Source organism: Sphingobacterium detergens (genome assembly GCF_003610355.1).
In the GTDB taxonomy this organism is placed as follows: Bacteria; Bacteroidota; Bacteroidia; order Sphingobacteriales; family Sphingobacteriaceae; genus Sphingobacterium; species Sphingobacterium detergens.
This window is the reverse complement of sequence record NZ_RAPY01000001.1, coordinates 955,571-977,355: the sequence shown is the minus strand read 5'-3', so window position 1 is coordinate 977,355 and position 21,785 is coordinate 955,571. Positions and strand designations below refer to the sequence as shown.

At 37.4% G+C, this 21,785-nt stretch carries 20 protein-coding genes; 8 read left to right on the top strand and 12 right to left on the bottom strand.

What is annotated here, in order from left to right:
• Positions 1 to 107 precede the first annotated feature (107 nt).
• From DFQ12_RS04255 to DFQ12_RS04245, 3 genes are all read left to right on the top strand, one after another.
• A complete protein-coding gene (locus DFQ12_RS04255) occupies positions 108 to 1,412 on the top strand; it encodes a spondin domain-containing protein (RefSeq protein WP_244211673.1) in 1,305 nt (434 codons plus the stop codon).
• Positions 1,413 to 1,524: 112 nt separating this feature from the next.
• Positions 1,525 to 2,358, top strand: a complete 834-nt coding sequence (locus tag DFQ12_RS04250) for a helix-turn-helix domain-containing protein (RefSeq protein ID WP_120257764.1) — start codon at positions 1,525 to 1,527, stop codon at positions 2,356 to 2,358.
• A gap of 68 nt (positions 2,359 to 2,426) precedes the next feature.
• Positions 2,427 to 3,020: a peroxiredoxin-like family protein gene (locus DFQ12_RS04245; protein WP_244211672.1), complete on the top strand. Its 594-nt coding sequence runs from the start codon at positions 2,427 to 2,429 to the stop codon at positions 3,018 to 3,020.
• Positions 3,021 to 3,026: 6 nt separating this feature from the next.
• On the opposite strand, the gene DFQ12_RS04240 is transcribed toward DFQ12_RS04245, so the two are convergent.
• The 6 genes from DFQ12_RS04240 to DFQ12_RS04205 all read right to left on the bottom strand — a co-directional run bounded on the left by DFQ12_RS04240 (position 3,027) and on the right by DFQ12_RS04205 (position 7,956).
• On the bottom strand, positions 3,027 to 3,590 hold the full coding sequence (locus tag DFQ12_RS04240; protein WP_147420324.1) for a hypothetical protein: 564 nt from the start codon (positions 3,588 to 3,590) through the stop codon (positions 3,027 to 3,029).
• Positions 3,591 to 3,673: 83 nt separating this feature from the next.
• A complete protein-coding gene (locus DFQ12_RS04235) occupies positions 3,674 to 4,258 on the bottom strand; it encodes a hypothetical protein (protein ID WP_120257761.1) in 585 nt (194 codons plus the stop codon).
• A gap of 361 nt (positions 4,259 to 4,619) precedes the next feature.
• Positions 4,620 to 5,216: a hypothetical protein gene (locus tag DFQ12_RS04225; protein WP_120257759.1), complete on the bottom strand. Its 597-nt coding sequence runs from the start codon at positions 5,214 to 5,216 to the stop codon at positions 4,620 to 4,622.
• A gap of 354 nt (positions 5,217 to 5,570) precedes the next feature.
• Entirely contained in the window at positions 5,571 to 6,167 is a 597-nt protein-coding gene (locus DFQ12_RS04220; RefSeq protein WP_120257758.1) for a Crp/Fnr family transcriptional regulator, read from the bottom strand.
• Positions 6,168 to 6,251: 84 nt separating this feature from the next.
• Complete coding sequence (locus DFQ12_RS04215) at positions 6,252 to 6,797, bottom strand: GNAT family N-acetyltransferase (RefSeq protein WP_120257757.1); 546 nt, start codon at positions 6,795 to 6,797, stop codon at positions 6,252 to 6,254.
• A 571-nt stretch (positions 6,798 to 7,368) separates the two neighbouring features.
• On the bottom strand, positions 7,369 to 7,956 hold the full coding sequence (locus DFQ12_RS04205; RefSeq protein WP_120257755.1) for a hypothetical protein: 588 nt from the start codon (positions 7,954 to 7,956) through the stop codon (positions 7,369 to 7,371).
• A gap of 366 nt (positions 7,957 to 8,322) precedes the next feature.
• On the opposite strand from DFQ12_RS04205, the gene DFQ12_RS04200 reads away from it, so the two are divergent.
• Together DFQ12_RS04200 and DFQ12_RS04195 are read left to right on the top strand one after the other, a co-directional pair.
• The gene (locus tag DFQ12_RS04200; RefSeq protein WP_120257754.1) at positions 8,323 to 8,997 is read left to right on the top strand and encodes a hypothetical protein; all 675 of its coding nucleotides are present in this window, start codon (positions 8,323 to 8,325) and stop codon (positions 8,995 to 8,997) included.
• Positions 8,998 to 9,103: 106 nt separating this feature from the next.
• Positions 9,104 to 9,847, top strand: a complete 744-nt coding sequence (locus tag DFQ12_RS04195; protein ID WP_120257753.1) for a hypothetical protein — start codon at positions 9,104 to 9,106, stop codon at positions 9,845 to 9,847.
• Between the two features lie 381 nt (positions 9,848 to 10,228).
• Here the strand turns inward: DFQ12_RS04195 and DFQ12_RS04190 are convergent, their stop codons facing one another.
• Genes DFQ12_RS04190 through DFQ12_RS04175 form a run of 4 tightly spaced genes read right to left on the bottom strand, consistent with a single transcriptional unit; the run spans position 10,229 to position 14,675 of the window.
• Positions 10,229 to 10,981 (bottom strand): DUF2490 domain-containing protein, encoded by a 753-nt coding sequence (locus DFQ12_RS04190; RefSeq protein ID WP_120257752.1) that lies wholly within the window; start codon positions 10,979 to 10,981, stop codon positions 10,229 to 10,231.
• Positions 10,982 to 11,013: 32 nt separating this feature from the next.
• On the bottom strand, positions 11,014 to 11,985 hold the full coding sequence (locus DFQ12_RS04185) for a metallophosphoesterase family protein (RefSeq protein WP_120257751.1): 972 nt from the start codon (positions 11,983 to 11,985) through the stop codon (positions 11,014 to 11,016).
• Entirely contained in the window at positions 11,985 to 13,577 is a 1,593-nt protein-coding gene (locus tag DFQ12_RS04180) for a LamG-like jellyroll fold domain-containing protein (protein ID WP_120257750.1), read from the bottom strand. Before DFQ12_RS04180 ends, DFQ12_RS04185 begins: the two co-directional genes overlap by 1 nt.
• Before the next feature lie 9 nt (positions 13,578 to 13,586).
• Entirely contained in the window at positions 13,587 to 14,675 is a 1,089-nt protein-coding gene (locus tag DFQ12_RS04175) for an alkaline phosphatase family protein (RefSeq protein WP_120257749.1), read from the bottom strand.
• A 1,016-nt stretch (positions 14,676 to 15,691) separates the two neighbouring features.
• On the opposite strand from DFQ12_RS04175, the gene ku reads away from it, so the two are divergent.
• The 3 genes from ku (at position 15,692) to ligD (ending at position 19,043) form a co-directional block, all read left to right on the top strand.
• Positions 15,692 to 16,471: a non-homologous end joining protein Ku gene (gene ku, locus DFQ12_RS04170; RefSeq protein WP_120257748.1), complete on the top strand. Its 780-nt coding sequence runs from the start codon at positions 15,692 to 15,694 to the stop codon at positions 16,469 to 16,471.
• 20 nt (positions 16,472 to 16,491) lie between these two features.
• Positions 16,492 to 17,103 (top strand): DNA polymerase ligase N-terminal domain-containing protein, encoded by a 612-nt coding sequence (locus DFQ12_RS04165; protein ID WP_120257747.1) that lies wholly within the window; start codon positions 16,492 to 16,494, stop codon positions 17,101 to 17,103.
• Between the two features lie 65 nt (positions 17,104 to 17,168).
• Complete coding sequence (gene ligD, locus DFQ12_RS04160; protein ID WP_120257746.1) at positions 17,169 to 19,043, top strand: DNA ligase D; 1,875 nt, start codon at positions 17,169 to 17,171, stop codon at positions 19,041 to 19,043.
• Positions 19,044 to 19,145: 102 nt separating this feature from the next.
• Here the strand turns inward: ligD and DFQ12_RS04155 are convergent, their stop codons facing one another.
• Both DFQ12_RS04155 and DFQ12_RS04150 read right to left on the bottom strand, forming a co-directional pair.
• Complete coding sequence (locus DFQ12_RS04155; RefSeq protein WP_120257745.1) at positions 19,146 to 19,790, bottom strand: DUF2306 domain-containing protein; 645 nt, start codon at positions 19,788 to 19,790, stop codon at positions 19,146 to 19,148.
• A gap of 74 nt (positions 19,791 to 19,864) precedes the next feature.
• Positions 19,865 to 21,013 (bottom strand): helix-turn-helix domain-containing protein, encoded by a 1,149-nt coding sequence (locus DFQ12_RS04150; RefSeq protein ID WP_120257744.1) that lies wholly within the window; start codon positions 21,011 to 21,013, stop codon positions 19,865 to 19,867.
• Positions 21,014 to 21,785: the final 772 nt, after the last annotated feature.

Sequence of the window (21,785 nt, the reverse complement as noted above, 5' to 3'; positions counted from 1 at the left end):
AGTAGCTATAATTCGGGAAGTCTGGACAAGCCTTCGGGAAATGACGATATTTCCCGAATCTATTGTTGAAGCTAATTTTGTTGTTGTAGATCTTAAATAAAACAATTATGAGCTCAATCAAAAAAATTAGACAGACAGCAACGTACGCTCTTTGCTTTGGATGTGGTATTGCCATGCTTGCTTCATGCAGCGACGATGATATGATACCACAGGTACAGTCCAATACGATTACCATAGAAAATGTTTTGGATGCAAAGCCACTCGTCGAGTCGGGAACTTTTATGGGAACTGGGACACCTCCAGTGATTTTCCCTGGACAGTCCATTAGTATAGAGTTTTATGCCGGCGCAGGGCAGGCACTTTCTTTTGCAACGATGTACGGTTGGAGCAATGACCTTTTCTTCGCGCCTGAAAATCCGGGCATAACCCTCTATAAAGCAGACGGAACTCCTGTGACTGGAGATGTATCCGCCCAGATCAAATTGTGGGATAATGGAACGCGGGTCAATCAAGCGCCTGGCATAAACGTTGTGCACCCCGGAACAGCTGAGCCAAGTCCTGGCAATATAACCGAAGTAAACGGAACCGATGCCCAAGGAAATATGTACCTGCCAGCGTCCCAATTGATGAAAGCGACTCTTTCTTATCAGGGCGATTCTAAATTTAAGCTAACGATCGAAAATAAGAGTGGTGGTACCGCTAATGAAACACCTTTTAGTCCCGGAGTGTGGACCGTTTCCTATGCTCCAGGAGGAGATATCCTTGAAAAAATGCCGATTTATACCAAAGGTAAACCCACAGCAAATGGACTTACGAATATTGCCGAGATGGGTGACAATGCTATGATGTCTGCACACCTTCGTGGAATGACCGGGATTTTTACGCCACTTTCTCCAGTACTCGTTGTTGTTTATAAAGGTAATGAAAACCCCTTTTATAAAGTAGGAGAGAAGGACCGAGCGGAGGGGCTAAGTGATCTGGCACAGACCGGCAATGCCGACATACTGGCAGCAAAACTCCAGTCCAAATCCGGTGTTAAGAAAGTTTATGTTCTAAAAGAGTCAGTGAGTACTGTTCTTCTTCCAAAGATTGGCAATGCTAATGGAGGTAAGGTTATGCAGCAATTAGATATCGAAAAAGGGGATAGGATTGCGATCGCCACCATGTACGGATTGAGTAATGACTGGTTTTATGCTACGAAGGGTAATGGTATCGATGCCACAAGAAAGGGCGATGTGTCGGATGAGGTATCTCTGTATGACAATGGAACGAAAAGGGACCAATATCCTGGGGCAAATATTCGGATTGATCTTTCAGGTATGTCCCTCGGGGAAAGTAAATCCATTCAAGAGGTACCTAATCCAAATGTATTTACTACTTTGCCGCAGATTGTAAAAGTTACGCTTAACTAAGATATACTGAATGGACGGGTTTCTTTCAGATTGATAAGCCTGTCCATTTATTGCTTAATCCGGATAATTCTTTACTAAATTTATACCACTGGATACGTTCAAAAGGAAAAGGATGAAATTAGAATATGTAAACGAAAAGACCAATGGAACTTTTGTGGTTGGCAATGATAAGTCAATACTTACCCATGCAGGAATTTTACGTGACAGTACGATAAATTCGATTGTATTTAATTTTCAGGAAGATCAGCTGGCATTTATAGATGAGGTACAATATACCTTTCCAAAGAACACTGTACTCCCATTGATGGCCAACCAAAATTTTAGATTCGAACATCCTGAACAATTGGTCGCCTGGCAGTTTAATCGAGAATTCTACTGTATTGTTGACCATGATGCGGAGGTAGGTTGTGTGGGCTTTCTGTTTTACGGTATCAGCAATCCCATGTTTATAGGGCTCTCGCAACAGGACATTGATGATATACAGCTGACAGGACAGTTTTGCGAAACGGATATGCAGGTGCGGGATCGGATGCAAAACGAGATGTTGCGTACGCTGCTCAAGCGCGTTATTATCAGTGTCACCCGTCTAGCCAGAAAACAGACCGCTGGTAATGCACTGCTTACCGATGAAAAATTGGATCTGATACGAAAATTCAATCTTCTTTTGGAATGTAATTTTAAAACCGAACATGAAGTTCGTTTTTACGCGGGGGAGCTCAATAAATCACCCAAGACACTTGCTAATGTCTTTTCTTTATTGAAATTCCCTTCTCCTTCAAGCCTTATACAAAAGAGGATTATGCTAGAAGCCAAACGTTACCTGAATTATACGGATAGGTCAGCCAAGGAGATAGCTTATCAATTGGGCTTTATCAGTCCAGCGCATTTCAGCCGCTTTTTCAAACAGCATGCTGGAGATACGATTTCTGCCTTCAGGGATAAATAGTAACAAGATTAAAATATGAACAAAAAATGCGAAAAATAATAATTACTCTATTTGGGATAGCTTTTTTTATGATTAATTCTGCTCAAGCGCAACCCAACAAACAAGATCCACAGGATTATCCTGCAAAAGCTGAAGATATCAGCCCTCTGCTGATCGGAGAAATGATACCCAAGCAAGAATTGACAGATGTCAAGGGTGGCGCCATTGACATAGGAAAAGTAATTTCTCAAAAACCAACCATATTGGTATTTTACCGGGGTGGATGGTGTCCGTATTGCAATCTGCAGCTTTCAGGCCTACAGGAGATCGAAAAAGAATTGATTGGATTAGGATACCAGGTTATTGCAGTCAGTACGGATAAACCGGAGAATCTTCAATCCAGTATTGACAAAGGGCATTTGACATATACTTTGCTATCAGATGCAGATCTGTCGTTGGCGAAAAAAATGGGCATTGTATTTAAGGCGCCGATAGCCTACCATAAATTTTTGCCCGAGACAAGTGGTGGGAAAAATACCGATATGTTACTTCCTGTTCCATCAGTATTTATCTTGAACAAAAAAGGGGAGATACGATTTGAATATATTGAGCCTAATTTTAAGGAAAGGATCAGTCCAAATTTGCTTCAAGCAGCTGCGGGCGCACTTTACGATTCGCTTTGAAATATGTTAAAAGCCTAGATATTTCATATCTCGAATTAGGTTCTTCAATTTTTCAGGATTATTTTCGAAAGCTTTTATTTGGCCGATATGCTCAGCCGTAAATGAGAGGAGCGCGCCATTTGAATCGCTAGTTCTATTTTCATCCTTTGCTTTTAAGTTTCTGTAAACGTACACTGGAGTTTTCAGTATGCCAAAAGGAATTCCCCACCAGCCCAAGAGCGAACATGAGGTGATGGCTTTTCTATTTTGCTTATCCAAACAATCCGGACAAGCAATGATTATCTTCGTTGCGGTAAATGTGGTAATTATAATGCTTTTGATAGTGTAGCAGACCGTTCCATTTAATTTATCTCGACTATTGTCACAGATTGGGCAAGGCAAATCTCGCAGTAGTTCCGAATGACGGTAGATATCTTCTAGAGAATGGTGTTCATTTTGAGCTATTACTGCATTTAAAAGATTTGGGTCGAGATTACGCTTTCTAATTTCATTTTCTATGATTCCGAATACCTCCGGCTGAATTCCCTGTGCATTTGTAGTAATAACTTCGATAAGTTTGCTATCCGACATTCTCTCATAGTTTTTTTCTATCGCCCTTAAGTCCATATAATTTAATGATTAGATTTTTAAATTGATTTTGTTCGAATATCTATCTAATTAAAATTAGCGGCTGTCAGATACCCCGATGATCTTAGTTTTTCCAGGATATGTTTTGCTTCAGCTTCATCCATATCATTCGCAAATTTTATGGTTTTCAAACCATAATCAAATCGGATAGTGCCTCTGTTCCTAAAGACGCCTAAATCATTGCGTCGACCCCAAAAAACAAACTCAAAAGGTTCTTCCTCAACGTGAAATCTCTTTGCTTCCCGTAGATCATATATCTTCTGTCTGAAGAGTAAATCATTTTTTCTAGCAATACTTATTTGTTCGTGATCTATTATTATGATCTCCTGTCCAATTAAGTACCAGATTAAAGTTTTCATCACAAATAAACCACCAGCTATCCAAAAGGCCAACCATACCATAATAAACATACCCTCGATGCCCAAACTTCCATTTATGGTATCGTAAAAATCTTCGAGCAACGAGCTAACAGAAATAATAGATAGTATCCAACCGACCAGCCACAAACTAAATATAATAACAATAGGTAAATGTTTTTTTGCCGGGACGGCGATATGATATCCACTTGGGGTTTCGTGCAGAGTTGCGATGCCCCTATAAGGTCTCTCCATAATTTATTGGTATTTAATAGATTGTGCTTACTTGAATAGTTTCCTTTTTTAATGGCTAATATGCGAAAAGTCAAAGAATAAAAAAACGAATTTCAATATAAATATTGGTCGGCAAGGCAATTTTTAACTTTCTGGAGACGTAATTTATCCTTTGTTTCTTGAACTTTTGTTCAACAGGGATGTTAATAGGAGCCATAGATAATGTTAATGGCCGTTTAAAAATATAGAAAGAGTGAGGAAAAACCGATGCAAAAAAAAATACCATTATAAACAAATGGACATGATAGGTTGCAGTGCTATCTTCCTGCGACTAATTTTGAACCCGAGCATGTCCTTATCAATTTATGATAAGGACTATAGCTTATTGTTTCCATTTCATTTTTCCATTATTGTCAAACATTTCGATAGAAGGATTTCCTAGACTGTCAACTTTTAAAATAATTCTCGGTACTTCATTATTATCTTTCATCACCAAAGATGCATTTCCGTTTTCAGTTAGCAGGTTAATACGGTTGATATTATGTCCAGGCCTACCGGATAGGTCTTTGTCGTTAATCAATAGACCAGCCCTGAAATAATTGTCGTGTTTATTATCTTGTGCCAAGATACCGATGGCATCGGCATTCTGATAATCAAATGCTAGTGCATTCAGATTAGTCTCCTCATTATCAGTAATCGCCAAACCACCTCTTTCGTCGCCGTTTTTATCATAGAAAATCAGGCCCGCAGGGGAGTAAGCCCTTTTGTACGTCTTCCCTTTGATAATGGGTTGTGGAATGTTATCTGTGTTTGCAATAACGATACGATTTTTTCCCGATCTGTCCTTGATATCTATTCTTTCTGCGGTTAACCTGCGCTCGTTGTTAAAAAAAAGGTAGGCTACACAGGTCATCAGAACGACATTGACAAGAATAAGTGCGGTTAGAAATATTCTTAGTGTTTTAGAAATTGTTTTCATAATTTAATATCAATTTTTAGTTATTACTTGCTTATGTTCAACGCTGAATTAGCATTAATCTGTGTTCTACTTCAAATTAACGCGCTATAATCTGCTTCTTTTATTGCTTAATAAAAATCAAAAATAGAGTGTGGTTTCGAGGATACCCTTTACATAGGTTGAGTACAAGGTTTTTTTTATCTTTTATTTCCATGCGGTATGCAGGTCACTATACCTCACTTCCCTTAATACATACTGTCAACAAATCAAGAATGAGATATTTACATTCCAATTTTGCCTGACCTATTATATTCATAGCAAAATTAAAGCATGATTTTAAGCCCACACTTTACAAAGTTTGAGCACAATGATTTTTTATCTGGTTAGTTCTTTCCGAATTCTGCTCAATTGTGTTGGGGTAATGCTCAGGTGTGAAGCAATATATTGTAGTGGAATTCTGGTCTCTATTCCCGGATGTGCTTGCAACAATTTTAGATACCTTGCAGTGGCACTTTCGGTAAGTAAGGAAATTTCTCTTTCTTCATTAATGACTATCCATTTTTTTTCCAGATAGGCAATGTACAGGTTCTTTAATTCATCATTTTGATTAATAGCCTTTCTTGTCTGATGATAGGGCAGACATACCACCGTGGTGTTTTCAATTGCTTGCAGTGTGAATTCATTTGGTGTTTTTATGATTGCCGAAAATCTGGTGCTCGCAAAATCTCCCTCCAAATAAATCCATTTATTCCAGATAGCTCCTTTTTCATCTATAAAATAAGAGTTTAGTGCACCTTTACAAACAAAGAAGATGTCATTAGCGACATGCCCTTCCCTTAGTAAAACTTCATTTTTTTTAAACTGCTGAATGTGCACAGTTTCTGCCAACAAATTAAATGCCTTATCCGAAATAGGATATACGTTTACAACAGCTTCTTTAAAGTCTGCAAGGTATTTTTCTAGTTCTGTCATTTCTTGTGGTGGGCTTACCTGATGATATTACTTTTAAATAAATATAATGTATCTTTTAAATAGTTAAAATTGTTGAACCAATTTTTATGTTGGACAGGAGAGGATATAGGTGAGCATATTTGGAACATTGATGTGTGTATTTTTAAAATGAAGTGGAACTTGTTCAAAACCAAGTCTTTTTAGCAGCCTCAGGGAAGAAGGGTTGTCATCAGAAGGGAATGCGATTATTGTTTCAACGCCCATGACGTCGAATGCATATGTGAGTATCCGCTCAATAACCTCTCCCATAATCCCTCTACCATGAAACTTTTCGAGCAGTTCATACCCGATTTCTACTGTACTGTTTGTAATATCAAAGTTCCAGAGGTATGCTGCTCCAATCAAAGCCGGGTTTTCCCGATAGGACACTGCCCAAAATATACATTCATTTTTACCGATCATATTATCAATCTTATCGATATATGCAATAGCCTCGTCGATGCTTGTACATGCTGTTCTTCCTGTCAGCGCAGCGACTTCAATGTCCGAACGCAGCTGATAGATTTCTTTTGCGTCATTCAATAAAAGCCTGCGAAGAACCAACTTATTGGTCTCTAATACGGGGAAATTTGAAAAGTTTGGTTGCTTCATGATGTGTTAGGATCCGGTTTTTTCTAATACTAAGTTTTGGATGATACAATCCATTTGCGAGTACCACAACTTTAGCAAATTGATTATTGATAGATCCCTGTATGTTCTCTATTTTGTTTAGATCCTCCGATTTTTCTTCACTCTGTTACATCAAAGTAGATGGGCGAAGGAAACCGTTCCAATTTAAATCATTGGAACAGCATACAAATCAAAAGAGAAACGCTGGCTTTTTTGTAAAAGCCTGGCAAAGCTCATTATTGTTTGTAAGACTAAAGGTAAAGAATTTTAAATACAAAACTAATGGGGCAACTTTGGTATTATTTGCATTTACCTGTCGTTGATGTTAGAAGGTTTAGGTATCCATGATGATAATTTGGCTCCATCAAAAAATGAGCGTATTGAACTTAAGCAGTGAGTCGTGGATCTATCAGATTTTTAGAGAACAGGGTAGGACCTTTACACCAGACAAATGAAGAAGCTATAATAATTGGGCTAACCAAGCAGAACTCGATTTGCTAGGATATAGATTTCCAGACTGGAAAGATACATTTGCATTTTGTACTATCAATATTTAATCAAAATTAGCGGCGGTCAGATACCCCGACGATCTTAACGTTTCCAAGATGTGGTTTGCCTCAGCTTGATCCATATCATTCGCAAATTTTATCGTTCTCAGACCATATTCAAATCGAATAGAACCCCTGTTCCTAAACAATGACAGATCATTTCGCTGACCCAAAAAGGAAAACTCAAGATGCTCTTCCTTAACATGGAATCTCTTTGCTTCTGTTAGATCGTATATTCTCGGCCTGAAGAACACATCATTTTTTCTAGCAATACTTATTTGTTGGTGGTCGATCATAATGATCTCCTGTCCAATTAGATACCAGACCAAAGTTTTAATCACAAACAAGCCAGCTGCTCCTCCAAAGACCAGCCAAACCATTGTAAACAAGCTATCAAACCCCAATTTTCCATTTATAATATTATGAAAATCATTACCGAACGAAGAGCCAAAAAAGTTAATTGCCATCAGCCAACTAACCAGCCACAAAGTAAGGAAAATAATAACAGGCAAATGTTTTTTTACGGGTATTGTGATATGATATCCGGTTGGGGTCTCATCAAGGATAGAGGTGCCGTTATAAGTTCTTTCCATATTCATTGGTATTTTTAAGTTTTACTAGCTTAAATGTTTTGCTTTTCCGATTGCTAATATGCAAAAAGTCAAAGAACAAAAAAACGAATTCCAATATTATATTTAGATCATATACCCACATTCTCCCAATCTGAGGTTATAAATGTTGTGCCTAGTAGGGGATACCCGTCGGAAAACTCGCCTGAATAAAAAATCCGTCTACAATTGCTCATTTAGCAAATCGTAAACCAAAGCCAGCGAATCATAAATCCTTTTGGCGTGTTATAGAAGAGATACTTTAAATTTGAAGTGCAAATAAACAATTAAGCACTGAAAAACATGTATCAATTAAGTGAGTTGGAGCATGTTTGACAAACCGACACAAAAATGAAACAAAATACAAATTTCAGTTTTATAGTAGTTATCGCAATTTTTTTATCTATTTCAAACTTACGTTTATATGGACAAGAAATTGTCAATAACAGTCAAACAGAAACGATAAAGTTACCACTAAAGAAAGTTGTACGCTATTTTGATAATTTCAACGATTCTTCCATGCTTCAGTATAGTTTGAAAGAAACGAAAGTTGATTCTATAAGCCGAAACGAAAATATTGCGACTATTTACCTTACAGAGAACAAAAACTATGTTTCAGCCAACATCTTTACCGATTTAAATTTATACAAAAAAACAATTCGAGAGAAATCTTTTGAATCTAACATAATCATGCTTTACAAGGGTGAATATAATAAGGAAACACTTAAATATCCAATAAAACCAATGATTCATGAGTCTTTTTCCAAGAAAGGAATACTTAAATGGAAAGTTAACATTGAAGGAATTGATGAAAATTCTACAAAACTGACATTTATTTTTGACTCATTTGACGAGAAAAGTAAGCAAAATTTTATTTCCAATTTTACAAAAGAGATAGATAACTATTTCAACTATGCAATTCTAAAAATATATGTTTGTGACAATTTTAAATTTGATATCTTAAAATATTTAGAAAACTATTCAAAATCAGATGCATCTGATGTTCCACCGACAAAAGGAAATTAACAAAGTACTATTGCAAGACTTGTTGCTAGAGTAGCAATGAAAAGAGTTATCTGGATAGAAGCATTCAAATGCATGACTTACCCAAAGTTAAATTTTTGAAAACCAAATGAACCTTGACGAGCTTATAGAAAAATCATACAGCCTATTTGAGAAATATGTCATTGGGAAAACTTTGCATGTATGCAAAGTTTGTTGTGTAACCGCTGAAGAGGAATCAAGATTGATAAACACACCATTACGAACAGTATCAAGTGAATTATTGGAGGCTGCTTATTACCGATCTGCAAGAAATTATTCGGACAGAGAATTGTGGGAAATGAAACATTTCTTACCAAGAGTATTGGAGCTTGCAAATAACTTTGATTTTCCTTGTCACTCAACAGAAATTGTATTTGCTAGATTAGACCTTGACAAGCCCGAAAAATGGGCCAAAGAGGAAATGCAGTTGCTCACTGAATTTTCAGTACTATATTTTAGAAAGTGTTTGACCTTTTATCCCTTTTCTCCAGGAAGCGAAAGAGTGGGCACTTATTTGGTCATGTTTGGTGTTGCAAATTTCAACCTAAAACCGCTTCTGAACGAATGGGAAAATACAGACAGTATTGAAGGTCTGCTACATTTTAAAGATTTTGTTTTGAACGATATAGAGTACAATGCTCAAAGTCCGTATAGATTGACAAATGCTTTTTCCAATCCAGCTATTGATGGGGAGGTAATAAATTGGTTAGCCAACAAAGCTACAAGACGAGCATTTTCTGTAAAAATAGAAAAGCAGATTATAGAAAATAAAAGCTTAGACGAAGAAACCTTAGCCGAATTAAGCTGGACTTATGAATTGCTCCAACAGTAAACGAAAATTCAGGAATTGTAAATGAAAGAAGATGAAAAAATAAATAGAAATTTGAAGTAACTGTGTGATTATCACCAATTGGTTAATGGAGATTTAATGATCGTTCCTTGTTTTTTTTATCAAAGCTTACTGAAAAATTGGGAATTAACAGCTAGCTATTGATCTGTTTGCCGAAAATTATCGATAGTGCATAAAATCTGGCAGGCGCCAAGAGGTGGCAAAATGTAGAAGGATAATTTTTTAGGCTGAGGAAGTGATCAGATTTGCCGCGATCAACTAGAGGAATCAGAATTATAGGTGTCAACAATGGCATTAGGCTATACATAATGCCATTGTTGATTCCAATCTAAATAATTAAATTATACACAACTTAGCTTGTGGTTATTTGGCTAAAGCACGTTTTAAGTTTCTAAGCCAGTTGTAGCAACTTAGGTTGACCTGTACCGCATTGTAGGAAAGTTGCTGAATCTTGCTGGGATAGTAATCATTGGAATAATCCATCTCAATCAAAAAATCATTAGTAATGGCGTACCCACATCCAATTGTTATCCTGTTGCTTCCAAATTGGGGATGTTCAAAAATATCGGTGCCTGTCTGTGTAAAAAACTCCTCGGAAGCAGCTAAATAAATTGTTCCTTTAGTTATCTCCAGGGCATTTAATGGTTTTATCAATTTCAACTGGCTCCTTACCCGGAAGTTTTCTTCTAAACCTCTTTGTCTTCTTTTATCAAGGTGATCCTCTATTCGCAACCGGGCAGATAATGCAACTGGAGTCTTCTTAAAATAATAAATTCCCTGTATTGCGGACCTGATCTCTGGAAGCCCATCTTGCTCTACTGATCTAATCTCAGGATTATGGTTATATCCTGTAAATAATGATACTTTAAACATTGCAAAGGAGTAATGAAGCCAGACTCTTGCATAGAGCTGCGCATTGGCGTGAAAAGGATCCTCGCCAATTGGTACACTAGTCCATACCTGTCCAATATTAATTTCATTACTCCATTTTCCTTTTATAGGTGTCACAAATTGAAAATCATTCCAGAACTGATTATAACTACTTGTCTGGCTGTAAATTGCTGTTGGCATTACAATTATATTGAGCAACAGGAAGCGGAATAGTAACCTGATCATTTAGTCCATTTCAAAGGTAAATATGGATGGACTTAACTAATCAGCTTTCTATCTGAAATATAAGGTACAATCGGATAAACATAATTGTCCATGTTCACGCCCAGTTGTTCAGGAGACGACCCCACAAATACGGTTTTCTTGCCCTTGATCCTAATAATGCCTTTGGCGTCAATTTCGATCATTGCCCATATCGGATCTTTGTATGGAACAGTGTATTTGATATTTGGGTGTGTTTTATCGATCTCTGCTGAATAACGCATCTCTTTAAAATCGTCGCCAAGCCATTGGTATGAGGCACTATTAATCTGTACATAATGTATTCCATTGATATGGTTATAATAGTCTTGATGGTGGTGTCCGCTGATGACCAAAATAACTTTCTTTTTGCCGGACTTTTCGTTTGCCTTCTCCAGTGCATAACGTAACAAACTTCCGTTTTCCAATCCGCCGGCATCATTATCCAGTCCTTGATGGCAAAACACAATTGTAGGAAAGGAAGTTTCCGCCAGATCTTTTCTTAACCAGTCCAATTGTACGGGAGAAATATAGCGTGCATATCCATTGGGACGATCGGGGCTTTCATTATGTTCATTACCATCGAGCACAACAATATGGAATCCATTCGAGTCAAATGAATAATATTTTGCCTTAGCATTCCAAAATTCGACGACCTGATCGCGCGTAAATCCTCCATCAGTATCGTGATTACCGATGACATGATATTTAGGACCGCTAAATTGATTCCAGACGTCTATCAATGCGCGGTTGTTTTTCTTGGGCATACAAAAATCGCCACCCTGAATAATAAAATCAGGTTTCAATTCATTCATCTCTTTAATAAAAGCAGACAAACGCTCAATGCCGTCATGCATAATGTCGTGATGCAGATCAGTAATCATTCCAATCCTGATTTTTGTTGCTGCTGAGCTCAATCCTTGATACTTTGAAAAAAGTAAAGTGCCACTTGCTAGCCCGCTAGTTTTTAAAAACTCTTTTCTGTCCATTATTTATTTATGTAAAATCTTGTCATTATTGCGGCATGATCTGAGGGAAACATGATAGGGTGGTAGTCAATAACCCGTGATTCCATAGGATCCAGTTTCTTTGCTTTGTAATAGATAAAATCTATTCGATCTCTTAGGCCGTACAGATCTGTATTGGTTGCGGCTCTGATTCCCCAAGTTAGGCCTGGATCCAATAACGGGTTGATATGTAGTTCACGGTAACTGTCCGAAAAGCCGGCTTTAAGCATTTCTTTGCTTTCAGGCCAGCTGACAGCACGATTGTAGTGTATGCCTTTAGTTGCCTCGGTCCAATCCAGATGAGATCCCATATTAAAATCGCCGCCCATAATCAGCGGTAAATTATCTGAATTTTTTAGGTATGGATCTATCTTTTTTAGAATTTCCTTTATTTCCGCATGCCTAGTTGGTCCTTCATCCTTTACCAATTGTTCTGGAGTTTTATTCAGCTGGCGGATACTTGCGTCCACGTCGGGCAGATAGTCTAACCAGGTGTTAAAATAAACAAGCTTTCCACCGACACCTAGGTCCAATTGTACCCCACCGAAATTACTGGGACGGAACGCCTTGACAGTTTCTGTCATTGGATAACGGCTCATAATGGAAAGATTGGAACTAATTAAATAAAAATAGTAACCTAAGGAATCTGCAATCACTTCTCCCGATCCGTATGTCTCCACCAGACCAACAATATCTGGATTTGTCGCTTTAATGATTTCAATTACGCGCTCTAATCCTACCGCCTGACCATAGCGATGACCGCCATGCCAGATGTTCCAAGAGAATATATTCAAATGAGAGGGATCGGCTATTTCTCCTTTCACCTTTGCATTTGGAAAAAACTCCTTATACATTTTTTCTACTTCCCCCGCTAAAATCACCGTTTTCCAAACTTTTACCTCATCTATAAATCCGTTAAATGCATTCCACTGTCCATTTGATCCGTATTCCCATTTCTCATCTGAACCACCGACTACAGTGGCATATTTGCTGTCAAGACCTTGAAGACCGGGTGTGTTATAGATGGCCATATTTTTCCCGTCAAGGTACAGCCACACTTCCTCTTTATTTTTATCTACAGTAAAGACGATCTGATGCCATTTACCGTCATTTACACGTTGTCTTTCCGAAGTGGGACGATAATCGTAACGCTTTTTTCCATCATTCAACAGCAATGCCCAAGCGCCGTTTTCCTGGGTATAAAGCTGCCATCCCAGAGTCGACAGATCGTCTGCAATTTTATTTCCCATGAGCGGAGTGCCCATTTTGGCATTCGGCAGTGTCCTTACCCAGATCTGTACAGAAAAGGAGGTCTTTTCGTCAAACTGGGGAATAGTGTTCTCTGCCAACCGAACCGGTCTTCTCAAAGTTGCATTGGCTGAAAGATCTAATGCCCGCCCACTTAAGCCTTTTGAATAGTGTGACTGTAGCAGATCAACATTATAATAGGCACTGTCACGCAGTGGAATGTCTTTCTTAAAACTGAAATCGTCAAAGTTCAGATAATAGATAGGCTGCTGCGCACTGGCCTGACGAATAAAAAACATTAAAATTAGTATTGTAATCAGTCTCATAAAATGCTCCTATTTTAATAAACTATCGATGATTTCCCCGATCTGGTTTTCAGATGTAAAATCAAAGCCCAATAATTTCACCATTGTTTTGGCAAATTGATCGTGATAAATTTGCCCGCTGCTCTTTATTTCCCCCAAATTCTTTACGTGTGGCCCCATAGCAATCAACCAGGTTTCATCTGCATGGGGAATGCTTGCGCCATGGCTTGTCCATTGATCTCCTACACCTCTTCCGTGATCAGGCATGACCATTAATACGGTGTTATCTTTATAGAAGGGATCTTCCTGCAGATAACTCCAGAGGCTGTTGATCATGGCGTCTATATTTCTGGTAGCATCAAGATAGAAATCATATTGATCGCTATGTCCATATTCATCCGTATCCGCAAGGTCGAGATAAACCACCTTGGGATGTCTGGCTCTCATATAGGATTTGGCTAGCGCATACGTAGTCGCATCCAAACGTTCGCCGCTTCCCCATATTTTGGGTTCGTAGTGCTGGATTTCGTTGCTCAGCTTTTCTCCTTCACTCAGGTTATGAGCAGCAATATTTTCACCGGGAATATTAACGAGCAAACCATTCCGTTCTCTGTTTATGACCCGACCTACAGCATCCCAGGAAGCAAAACTGACAACTTTACCTTTATATCCCTTTTTCTGGTCGATGAATTCCAGAATATTTTTATTCCCATTGTTAGGATGGTTATTGGATTTTACTTTAGGATCGGCATAGCCTGTAAGATTCTCGCTTCTACCGGGGTAAGATATCCAATAGGGATTCTTCACATTAACTTTATTATCCAGATCCCTGTTTCCATAAATCTGTCCCTGTTTAGCGATAATGTGCCATGTGAAAGGCATTAGTTTAGTTCTTCTTTGAATTAGATCATCAGACCAATATTTTGCTATTCTTTCGAGGGAATCCTGCGAATTAAATTTCGCATTTAACAACAGATCTTTCTCTGCGCCCTTAAATAACTCTTGCCAGCGTAGACCATCTACCGAAATGATGACCAGATTGTCTGCATGAGCATGCCTTTGTGCAAAGGCGCCCTGTATGAGGCATAGCAATAATAATAAGCTATTTAACTTTTTCATGAGTTGAAAATTGAGGTTTTATGAGGATATTTATTCATTTTAAGTTAAGCCTTGCTTAGATGTCCGGCAGATTTCAATTAATCAAAATCCAGGGATTAAATTCTAACATTTAGATTTTGAGTTCTTAAAAATAATTTGGTTCTTAACTAATGCCCCGGATTAAAGACCAGTATTAACAATATATGATCAACGTGGACAGCAATATTGATAGTCTTAATTTTAAGGCTTTCATTAACTCTTGTAAATATATATAAATACTAAACAATGTTTAAATATGTTTAACTTTTTTTATATAAAATTTTTATTACAACATGGACTAAATCCACTTTAGGGATATCGGGTAATGATGTATATATTGTTGGGCAGGCCCGAATTGGCGTTTCTAGCACCGGAGAGAGAATATTGAAAAATGGTGAAATTATGGAGTTAGTCAGCTTCTGAAGGAAGTAGTCCATTGAATTTCTACTGATCTGTTTGCCGCTTAAAGAAATTATCTGTGCCTGATTATTTGAAAAAATAACTAGGATGAAGAGGAGTACAAAAGAAAATTTAAGTTTCATAATCGCGGATTTTTTTGGTTCAAATGCTAAAAAATTTATTCAACCATACCTTCACAATTTATTAAATATTACCCCGATGCTTAAATAGACTCACATATTGGTAAATTACTTGAATGTTGATTTTAAATTTTGCTACTCATAAGAGCTGCTTGGACGGCTTATAATATGAAATCCAAGAGACGATTCTTTTCATAATTATTATTGCCTTAAAGAACTGTGATCTCCTTTATCCTACGCTAAAGATGATTAAGTATAGAGACCTTTCTCGAAAATTAGTCAATTTATTACATCATGAAATCTTCTGATGCATCTGATACAATGAACACTGCGAGATATTATATAAAAATGTCACACAATAAAACTTTTCCTTAGAAGGACTTGTTCCATATCTAGTTATCAATGGTAAAATGAGTGAGGGGTGATGAGAATTGATGCTGTAGCTTAAAAGTAGAATATATGAGAGCGATCTGGAATGGAGCAATAGGTTTTGGCTTGGTAAATATACCGATCAAGCTGTACTCGGCCAGTGAATCGAGTACCTTGGATTTAGATATGCTGGACAAAAAAGATTTCAGCAATATCAAATACAAAAGGGTAAATGAAAATACCAATAAAGAAGTAGCTTGGGAAAATATCGTAAAAGGCTACAAAATAGAAGACAAATATATCGTATTGGAGAACGCGGATTTTGAAGCAGTAAGTCCCGAAAAATCTAAAATATTGAGTATTATTCAGTTTGTAAAAGAAGAAGAAGTGGATCCGGCACTTTTCGAAACACCCTATTTTCTGGAGCCTCAAAAAAATGGCGAAGCGGCCTATAGATTATTACTGGAAGCATTAATGAAAACCAAAATGGCGGGAATAGGTTCATTCATTCTTAGAGAAAGGGAAATCCTATGTATGATTCGTCCTTACGAAAAAGAGGTCCTGATGGTGAACAGAATGCGGTATCCTGAAGAAATGAGAAATTATAGTGAATTGAATATTCCATCAGGTAAAGCACCAAAACCCGAAGAACTGAAGATGGCAGAAACCTTAATCAAATCATTAGCAGAGACTTTTGATCCCTCAAAGTACCGAGACACTTACAATGAAGACCTGTTAAAAATTATCCAACAGAAAGTAAAAGGTAAAAAGACAAAACCTAAGGAGATCAAAGAGCCAGCTGGAAAAGCGGCGGATCTTATGGCAATGCTAAAAGCTAGCCTCGAATCTGGAAAAAGAAAAGTGGGATAGATTAATTTAAGTTTTTCAAGATGCCATTAGAAGAATATCATAAAAAGAGAGACTTTAAGGCTACTTCCGAACCGGAAGGTAAACAGAATGAAAATGCCACAAAATTAAAGTTTGTCGTTCAACGCCACGCTGCAACACGTCTGCATTACGATTTCCGGTTGGAAGTGGAAGGGGTTCTTAAAAGCTGGGCCGTTCCCAAAGGTCCTTCCCTTAACCCATCGGACAAGAGATTGGCCATGATGGTGGAAGATCATCCCTACGAATATAGGACATTTGAAGGAAGCATTCCCCAAGGAAATTACGGAGCCGGAGAAGTTGAAATTTGGGACGAAGGAACTTATGAACCATTAGAGAAAATAGTAGGAAAAACCGACGATTTGATCATGCGTGCTGAACTGCACAAACAATCTCTAAAAGTTGTCTTACATGGTAAAAAGCTGAAAGGCGAATTCGCACTGGTAAAAATAAAAAATGCCGCAGAAGAGAATGCATGGTTGCTCATTAAGCATAAAGACAAATATTCAGTTTCCGAAGATTATGATGCCGAAGAACACATCTCAAAAAATTCTAAAGTCACAGCTTATCTTCAGAAGAAGACCAGCAAAAAAAAAATGAAAATGCCAAAAGTCTGAAGCATTATAAAAATTATGCGCAGGCACTTTCTCAGGAAAAGAAACTGCCCGGTTTCATCAAACCCATGTTATGCAAAACGACCGAAAGGCCTTTTGATGACAAAGATTGGGCTTTTGAAATAAAATGGGATGGATACCGAGCTATCGCAGATATTCGAAATGTCAACATTCAGTTATATTCCAGAAACGGACTGGATTTTTCGACATCCTTTAAAAAAATTGCTGATGCGCTCAAAATTCAAACGCATGAGATGATACTCGATGGTGAAATCGTTGCCTACGATGATAAAGGAAAGCCCAATTTCCAATGGTTACAGCGCATAGGGGAACAACACATAGATCTGGTGCTGATATATCAGGTTTTTGATCTATTATGGCTGAACGGGCATTCTACGGAAAACCTTTCTTATCTGCAGCGAAAAGAATTGCTAAAAGAAGCCTTAGTGCAAAATGAAATTATCCAGTATCACGACCATATTCTACATAAAGGGAAAGATTTCTTTCAGGCTGCTGAAGATATGGGACTGGAGGGTATTATCGCTAAAAAACAGGACAGTACATATAAAGAAAATATGAGAAGTTCGGAATGGCTGAAAATAAAGGTTCATAAAAGCGACGAAGCGGTGATCTCTGGGTTTACAGAACCGAGGGGATCAAGGAAGCATTTCGGATCACTTATTTTGGGAAAGTACCTGGAGGATGAACTGGTTTTCTGTGGGCATACCGGAACAGGCTTTACGGATAAACTCCTCCGAGATTTATATCAGAAAATGCAACCACTGGTGGTGAAAGAATCGGCATTTAAAGTAACGCCTAAGACCAATTCCAAAGCGACCTGGCTCGATCCTGAGTTGGTGGCTGAGATCAAGTTTAGCGAGCTTACAGCAGATTATATTTACCGACATCCTGTTTTTTTAAGATTAAGAGAAGATATTGATCCACTAGATGTAAAATTTGCAACAGACCTACCTGATAAAAAAACTAAAATGGAATCTAAAACACCGAAAAAGGCCCCTGAAAAAGATCAAGTAAAGAAGATCGGCAAACAACAGGTCACCCTTACCAATCAAAACAAGCTGTATTTTCCCGAAGATGGAATTACTAAAGGGGATGTTGTTGATTACTATCAGCGTATTTCCAAGTTTATTCTGCCACATCTTAGAAACCGCCCCCAGTCACTCAATCGTTTTCCAAATGGCATTGGAGGATTAAGTTTTTATCAGAAAGATGCGGACGAACATACACCTGATTGGGTCACATTACAGAAAGTATTTTCTGAAAGCAATGATAAGTACCTCGATTATATCATTTGTAATGATAAAGAAACACTGGCTTACCTCAACAATTTAGGCTGTATTGAGCTTAATATATGGACCAGCCGAGTACAAAAAGCTGAATTTCCCGATTATCTGGTACTCGATCTTGATCCTTCCGAAAAAAACACATTCGAGGATGTTATAGAAACAGCGTTATCCGTAAAAGAAGTATTGGATGGGGTGGGGATTTCGGGATATCCAAAAACTTCAGGAAGCTCTGGTATTCACGTCTACATACCTATGGGAGGAAAATACACCTATGATCAGGTAAAAGATTTTGGGCATTTACTCATGCAGCTGGTTCAGGAGAAACTTCCCGATCTTACCACATTAGAAAGAAGCCTTCAAAAAAGGGACAAAAAGAAAATCTATCTGGACTATCTACAAAATAGAAGGGCACAGACTTTGGCAAGTGTGTACAGCATACGTCCAAAAGGAGGAGCGCCAGTTTCTGCTCCTCTGGAATGGACTGAAGTTAAAAAAGGTCTTCGCCCAACTGATTTCAATATCTTCAATATAGTAGAACGGTTGAAGGAAAAAGGAGATTTATTCAAGCCTGTATTAGGAAAAGGAATTGACCTTCTGAAGGTGCTGAGCAATTTCGAAAATCAATCCGATTTATAGATTTCCAAATTATCGTGAAATATTGCTAGTAAGCTAATGAGGTGTGTCATTTTCCTTGAATCGAAAATAAACTTAGACTCATTATAATGGCGATGTATAATCCTAAAGGGTCATCCCCGTATCCATATTCTTATCTAATATTACTTTGGTAGACTTTTGAATCAAAAAATAGGCAACAGCCAAATTTGGTATCCAACACCACCATGCTACAACAATATATGCGGTTTCAAAATCACCTAGTATTGCATTCAAGAAGGGGAGCCAAAGTCTTAGTGTAACAGCTGCAAAACAACAAGCATAACTATAAATCATCATATTCCTGTGTGGTAGCAATTGACGCCTCTTGATAGTTAGAAATGCCATTAAAGTTGTATAAAACCAAATAACGCTAAGGGTCATAAAACCAAAAGCCGCATACAGTCCTGCTGTTGCATAAAAGGCAATATGAAATCCTGTAACCGAACTCAATAATACAGCGGTTATGTACACTTTACCGATTTGTCTGTGAAGCATGACATTTTTGCTTCTGATTTTGTGGTTGAATTGCAGCCATCCAATAAGCAAGGCAAGCCCCCCAAGAATGATGTGCGTATAAAAGCTCAGATTCCAAAACGGATTAAGAAATACCTCATCAGGTTTAGTTTTCAATATACCTGTTTTACTTTCTCCTATAAAGTATAAACTTGGATAAAGACCAATTATCAGTGCTAATACAGCCACCAATAACCATAATATTTTTCTTAGCATTTAAGTACAATTTGAGCTTCAAAAGAAGTAATAATCCATCTCTCAATCGCTCCAAAAGGTAAGGTGATACTTTTTTATATCCGATTACTTAATTGTATTTTTTCTTGTTGACAAAATTGCGTTGGAGAAAGTCCAGTTGCCTTCTTAAAATTTCGGTTGAATGATGTTTTAGAATTAAATCCTACTTCGAATGCCAAAGAGAGGAGTGTATATTTGTTATTTTCGGGCAATATAACAATACGTTGAAACTCTTTGACACGGAAATCATTGATGTAGTCATAGAAGTTTCTTTGTTCCATTGAATTAATTACCTGGGATAAGGTATTACTATGAATATTTAGTCGTTTTGCTACTTCACTCAGGTTTAGTTCGGGTTCTTTAAAAAGTCTTTCTGTTAGCATTAACAGGGATAATTCCTTGTGAATCTTCAACATCAATTCATCGCTAATAGGTGTTTTCTGATATTTAACTTTTTCATTGTCATCAGGGTTTTTAGTTTCAGGATCAGACATTTCCTCTATATTTTCGGCTTCTATTGTATCAGTATTAATCGTTATTAATTGATTATTGAAAATGCCAACCTGTTTTACCCCGAAATAACCGATAAATAAAACGAATAAATCAACTAGAAAAAAAGTGGAAATATCGTTTCCGAATATAATCGATATCCAAATAACAATCATTCCAATAGTGAGATATACGAGCCAGTCCAGGTTTATTTTTTCAGAATAGGAAAATTGTCGTTGGATATTGATATGGTGTCTTTTTAGTAGTAATAGTGAAAAAGATATATAAATTATGCCTGAAGGTATGATCGGGATCTGTATGGCTGAAACAAGATCTTCATATCCAAAGCCATGATTTTGATATACTACAATCTTTTGCTCAAATGGAAGGATAAGAAAACCTGACAATAAAAGAAATGCCATAGATACAGGAATGAAATGGATAGACCAATGTAACTTTCTACTTCTTTGATTAGTTAAAGTAGCAACGTATAAATAAAAAAATGGACTATGAACAAGTGGCAACGGGATTTCCATTCCCAGAAAATAAGGGAAATCGAGATAAATACCTGAAACCAACAAATAATAACAAACTAAATGGAAGGCAATTACAATCAGCCATAGCCCTAAGATAAAATCAGCAACTGATTTGCCCTTTTTTGTAAAAAGAAGCGACGCGAGAAAAGATGAGATAACTATTCCTATAATGTGAACCATTTAATTTTTATATGTAATATGCTTGAGTCTCTTTAAGATTCAATCCCATAATTTTAATACAGTTATCGACCAATATGCCAGGGGCATGGCGGGAATATTCCATGATCACTATATATGAGATCCAAGGTTGCCCAATGTGCAATCCGATAATTCAGATTTGACGATATCTTTCGAAGCTAACCACTTTAAGATATCCCTAATAAAAGCTTTATCAAAAGTACACCTGGACACTTTCGGTACAAGAGAAATATTATATTCACTCATAAGGTAAAAATAAAAAATAATTAGTTCAATGCGTTAACGGTTTCATACGAATTTTGCGCGAAAAGGCTGGTTCAGCTCAGCTATATCAACGCAATCTTTGACATGAAGGCGGAGCGGTTCGCGTATCTTGTGCTACTAGTCAATAAACTCAAGCCTTTCACCTCCAACAATCCGAAATCCTGCATTATTTTTTCGAATTGTGATTTTTCGGTTCCCCAATATTTGATATGCAAGCTCTGAAATACAAATATCATCAAGCCCATCCATTTGCGGTTGCTATATTATCTACATTACATTGACTCAGTTTCATTTTTGAAGCTTTTGCGGTTGGGTTATAATTAAGGCAGGTTACTTTTAATGATAGCTATAAGCACAGCAAGAACGTTGTTGGCCTTAGATTCATGCACTATTTTCCAGCCTTAAAGAAGGGGTAAATAAAATATGTTAATTGTGGGATTCGTATGTAGCGAGAAATACGGGGCAAAAGCTGTGCGTTAGGCTACGGTTG

Bases quoted from the DNA above. Each gene is read 5' to 3' on its own strand.
- DFQ12_RS04215 (WP_120257757.1), bottom strand. From the start codon at position 6,797: ATGAAGCAACCAAACTTTTCAAATTTCCCCGTATTAGAGACCAATAAG.
- DFQ12_RS04155 (WP_120257745.1), bottom strand. From the start codon at position 19,790: ATGCTAAGAAAAATATTATGGTTATTGGTGGCTGTATTAGCACTGATA.
- DFQ12_RS04255 (WP_244211673.1), top strand. From the start codon at position 108: ATGAGCTCAATCAAAAAAATTAGACAGACAGCAACGTACGCTCTTTGC.
- DFQ12_RS04225 (WP_120257759.1), bottom strand. From the start codon at position 5,216: ATGAAAACAATTTCTAAAACACTAAGAATATTTCTAACCGCACTTATT.
- DFQ12_RS04235 (WP_120257761.1), bottom strand. From the start codon at position 4,258: ATGGAGAGACCTTATAGGGGCATCGCAACTCTGCACGAAACCCCAAGT.
- ku (WP_120257748.1), top strand. From the start codon at position 15,692: ATGAGAGCGATCTGGAATGGAGCAATAGGTTTTGGCTTGGTAAATATA.
- DFQ12_RS04180 (WP_120257750.1), bottom strand. From the start codon at position 13,577: ATGAGACTGATTACAATACTAATTTTAATGTTTTTTATTCGTCAGGCC.
- DFQ12_RS04195 (WP_120257753.1), top strand. From the start codon at position 9,104: ATGAACCTTGACGAGCTTATAGAAAAATCATACAGCCTATTTGAGAAA.
- DFQ12_RS04205 (WP_120257755.1), bottom strand. From the start codon at position 7,956: ATGGAAAGAACTTATAACGGCACCTCTATCCTTGATGAGACCCCAACC.
- DFQ12_RS04190 (WP_120257752.1), bottom strand. From the start codon at position 10,981: ATGATCAGGTTACTATTCCGCTTCCTGTTGCTCAATATAATTGTAATG.
- DFQ12_RS04200 (WP_120257754.1), top strand. From the start codon at position 8,323: ATGAAACAAAATACAAATTTCAGTTTTATAGTAGTTATCGCAATTTTT.
- DFQ12_RS04150 (WP_120257744.1), bottom strand. From the start codon at position 21,013: ATGGTTCACATTATAGGAATAGTTATCTCATCTTTTCTCGCGTCGCTT.
- DFQ12_RS04240 (WP_147420324.1), bottom strand. From the start codon at position 3,590: ATGTCGGATAGCAAACTTATCGAAGTTATTACTACAAATGCACAGGGA.
- DFQ12_RS04220 (WP_120257758.1), bottom strand. From the start codon at position 6,167: ATGACAGAACTAGAAAAATACCTTGCAGACTTTAAAGAAGCTGTTGTA.
- DFQ12_RS04250 (WP_120257764.1), top strand. From the start codon at position 1,525: ATGAAATTAGAATATGTAAACGAAAAGACCAATGGAACTTTTGTGGTT.
- DFQ12_RS04245 (WP_244211672.1), top strand. From the start codon at position 2,427: ATGATTAATTCTGCTCAAGCGCAACCCAACAAACAAGATCCACAGGAT.
- ligD (WP_120257746.1), top strand. From the start codon at position 17,169: ATGTTATGCAAAACGACCGAAAGGCCTTTTGATGACAAAGATTGGGCT.
- DFQ12_RS04175 (WP_120257749.1), bottom strand. From the start codon at position 14,675: ATGAAAAAGTTAAATAGCTTATTATTATTGCTATGCCTCATACAGGGC.
- DFQ12_RS04165 (WP_120257747.1), top strand. From the start codon at position 16,492: ATGCCATTAGAAGAATATCATAAAAAGAGAGACTTTAAGGCTACTTCC.
- DFQ12_RS04185 (WP_120257751.1), bottom strand. From the start codon at position 11,985: ATGGACAGAAAAGAGTTTTTAAAAACTAGCGGGCTAGCAAGTGGCACT.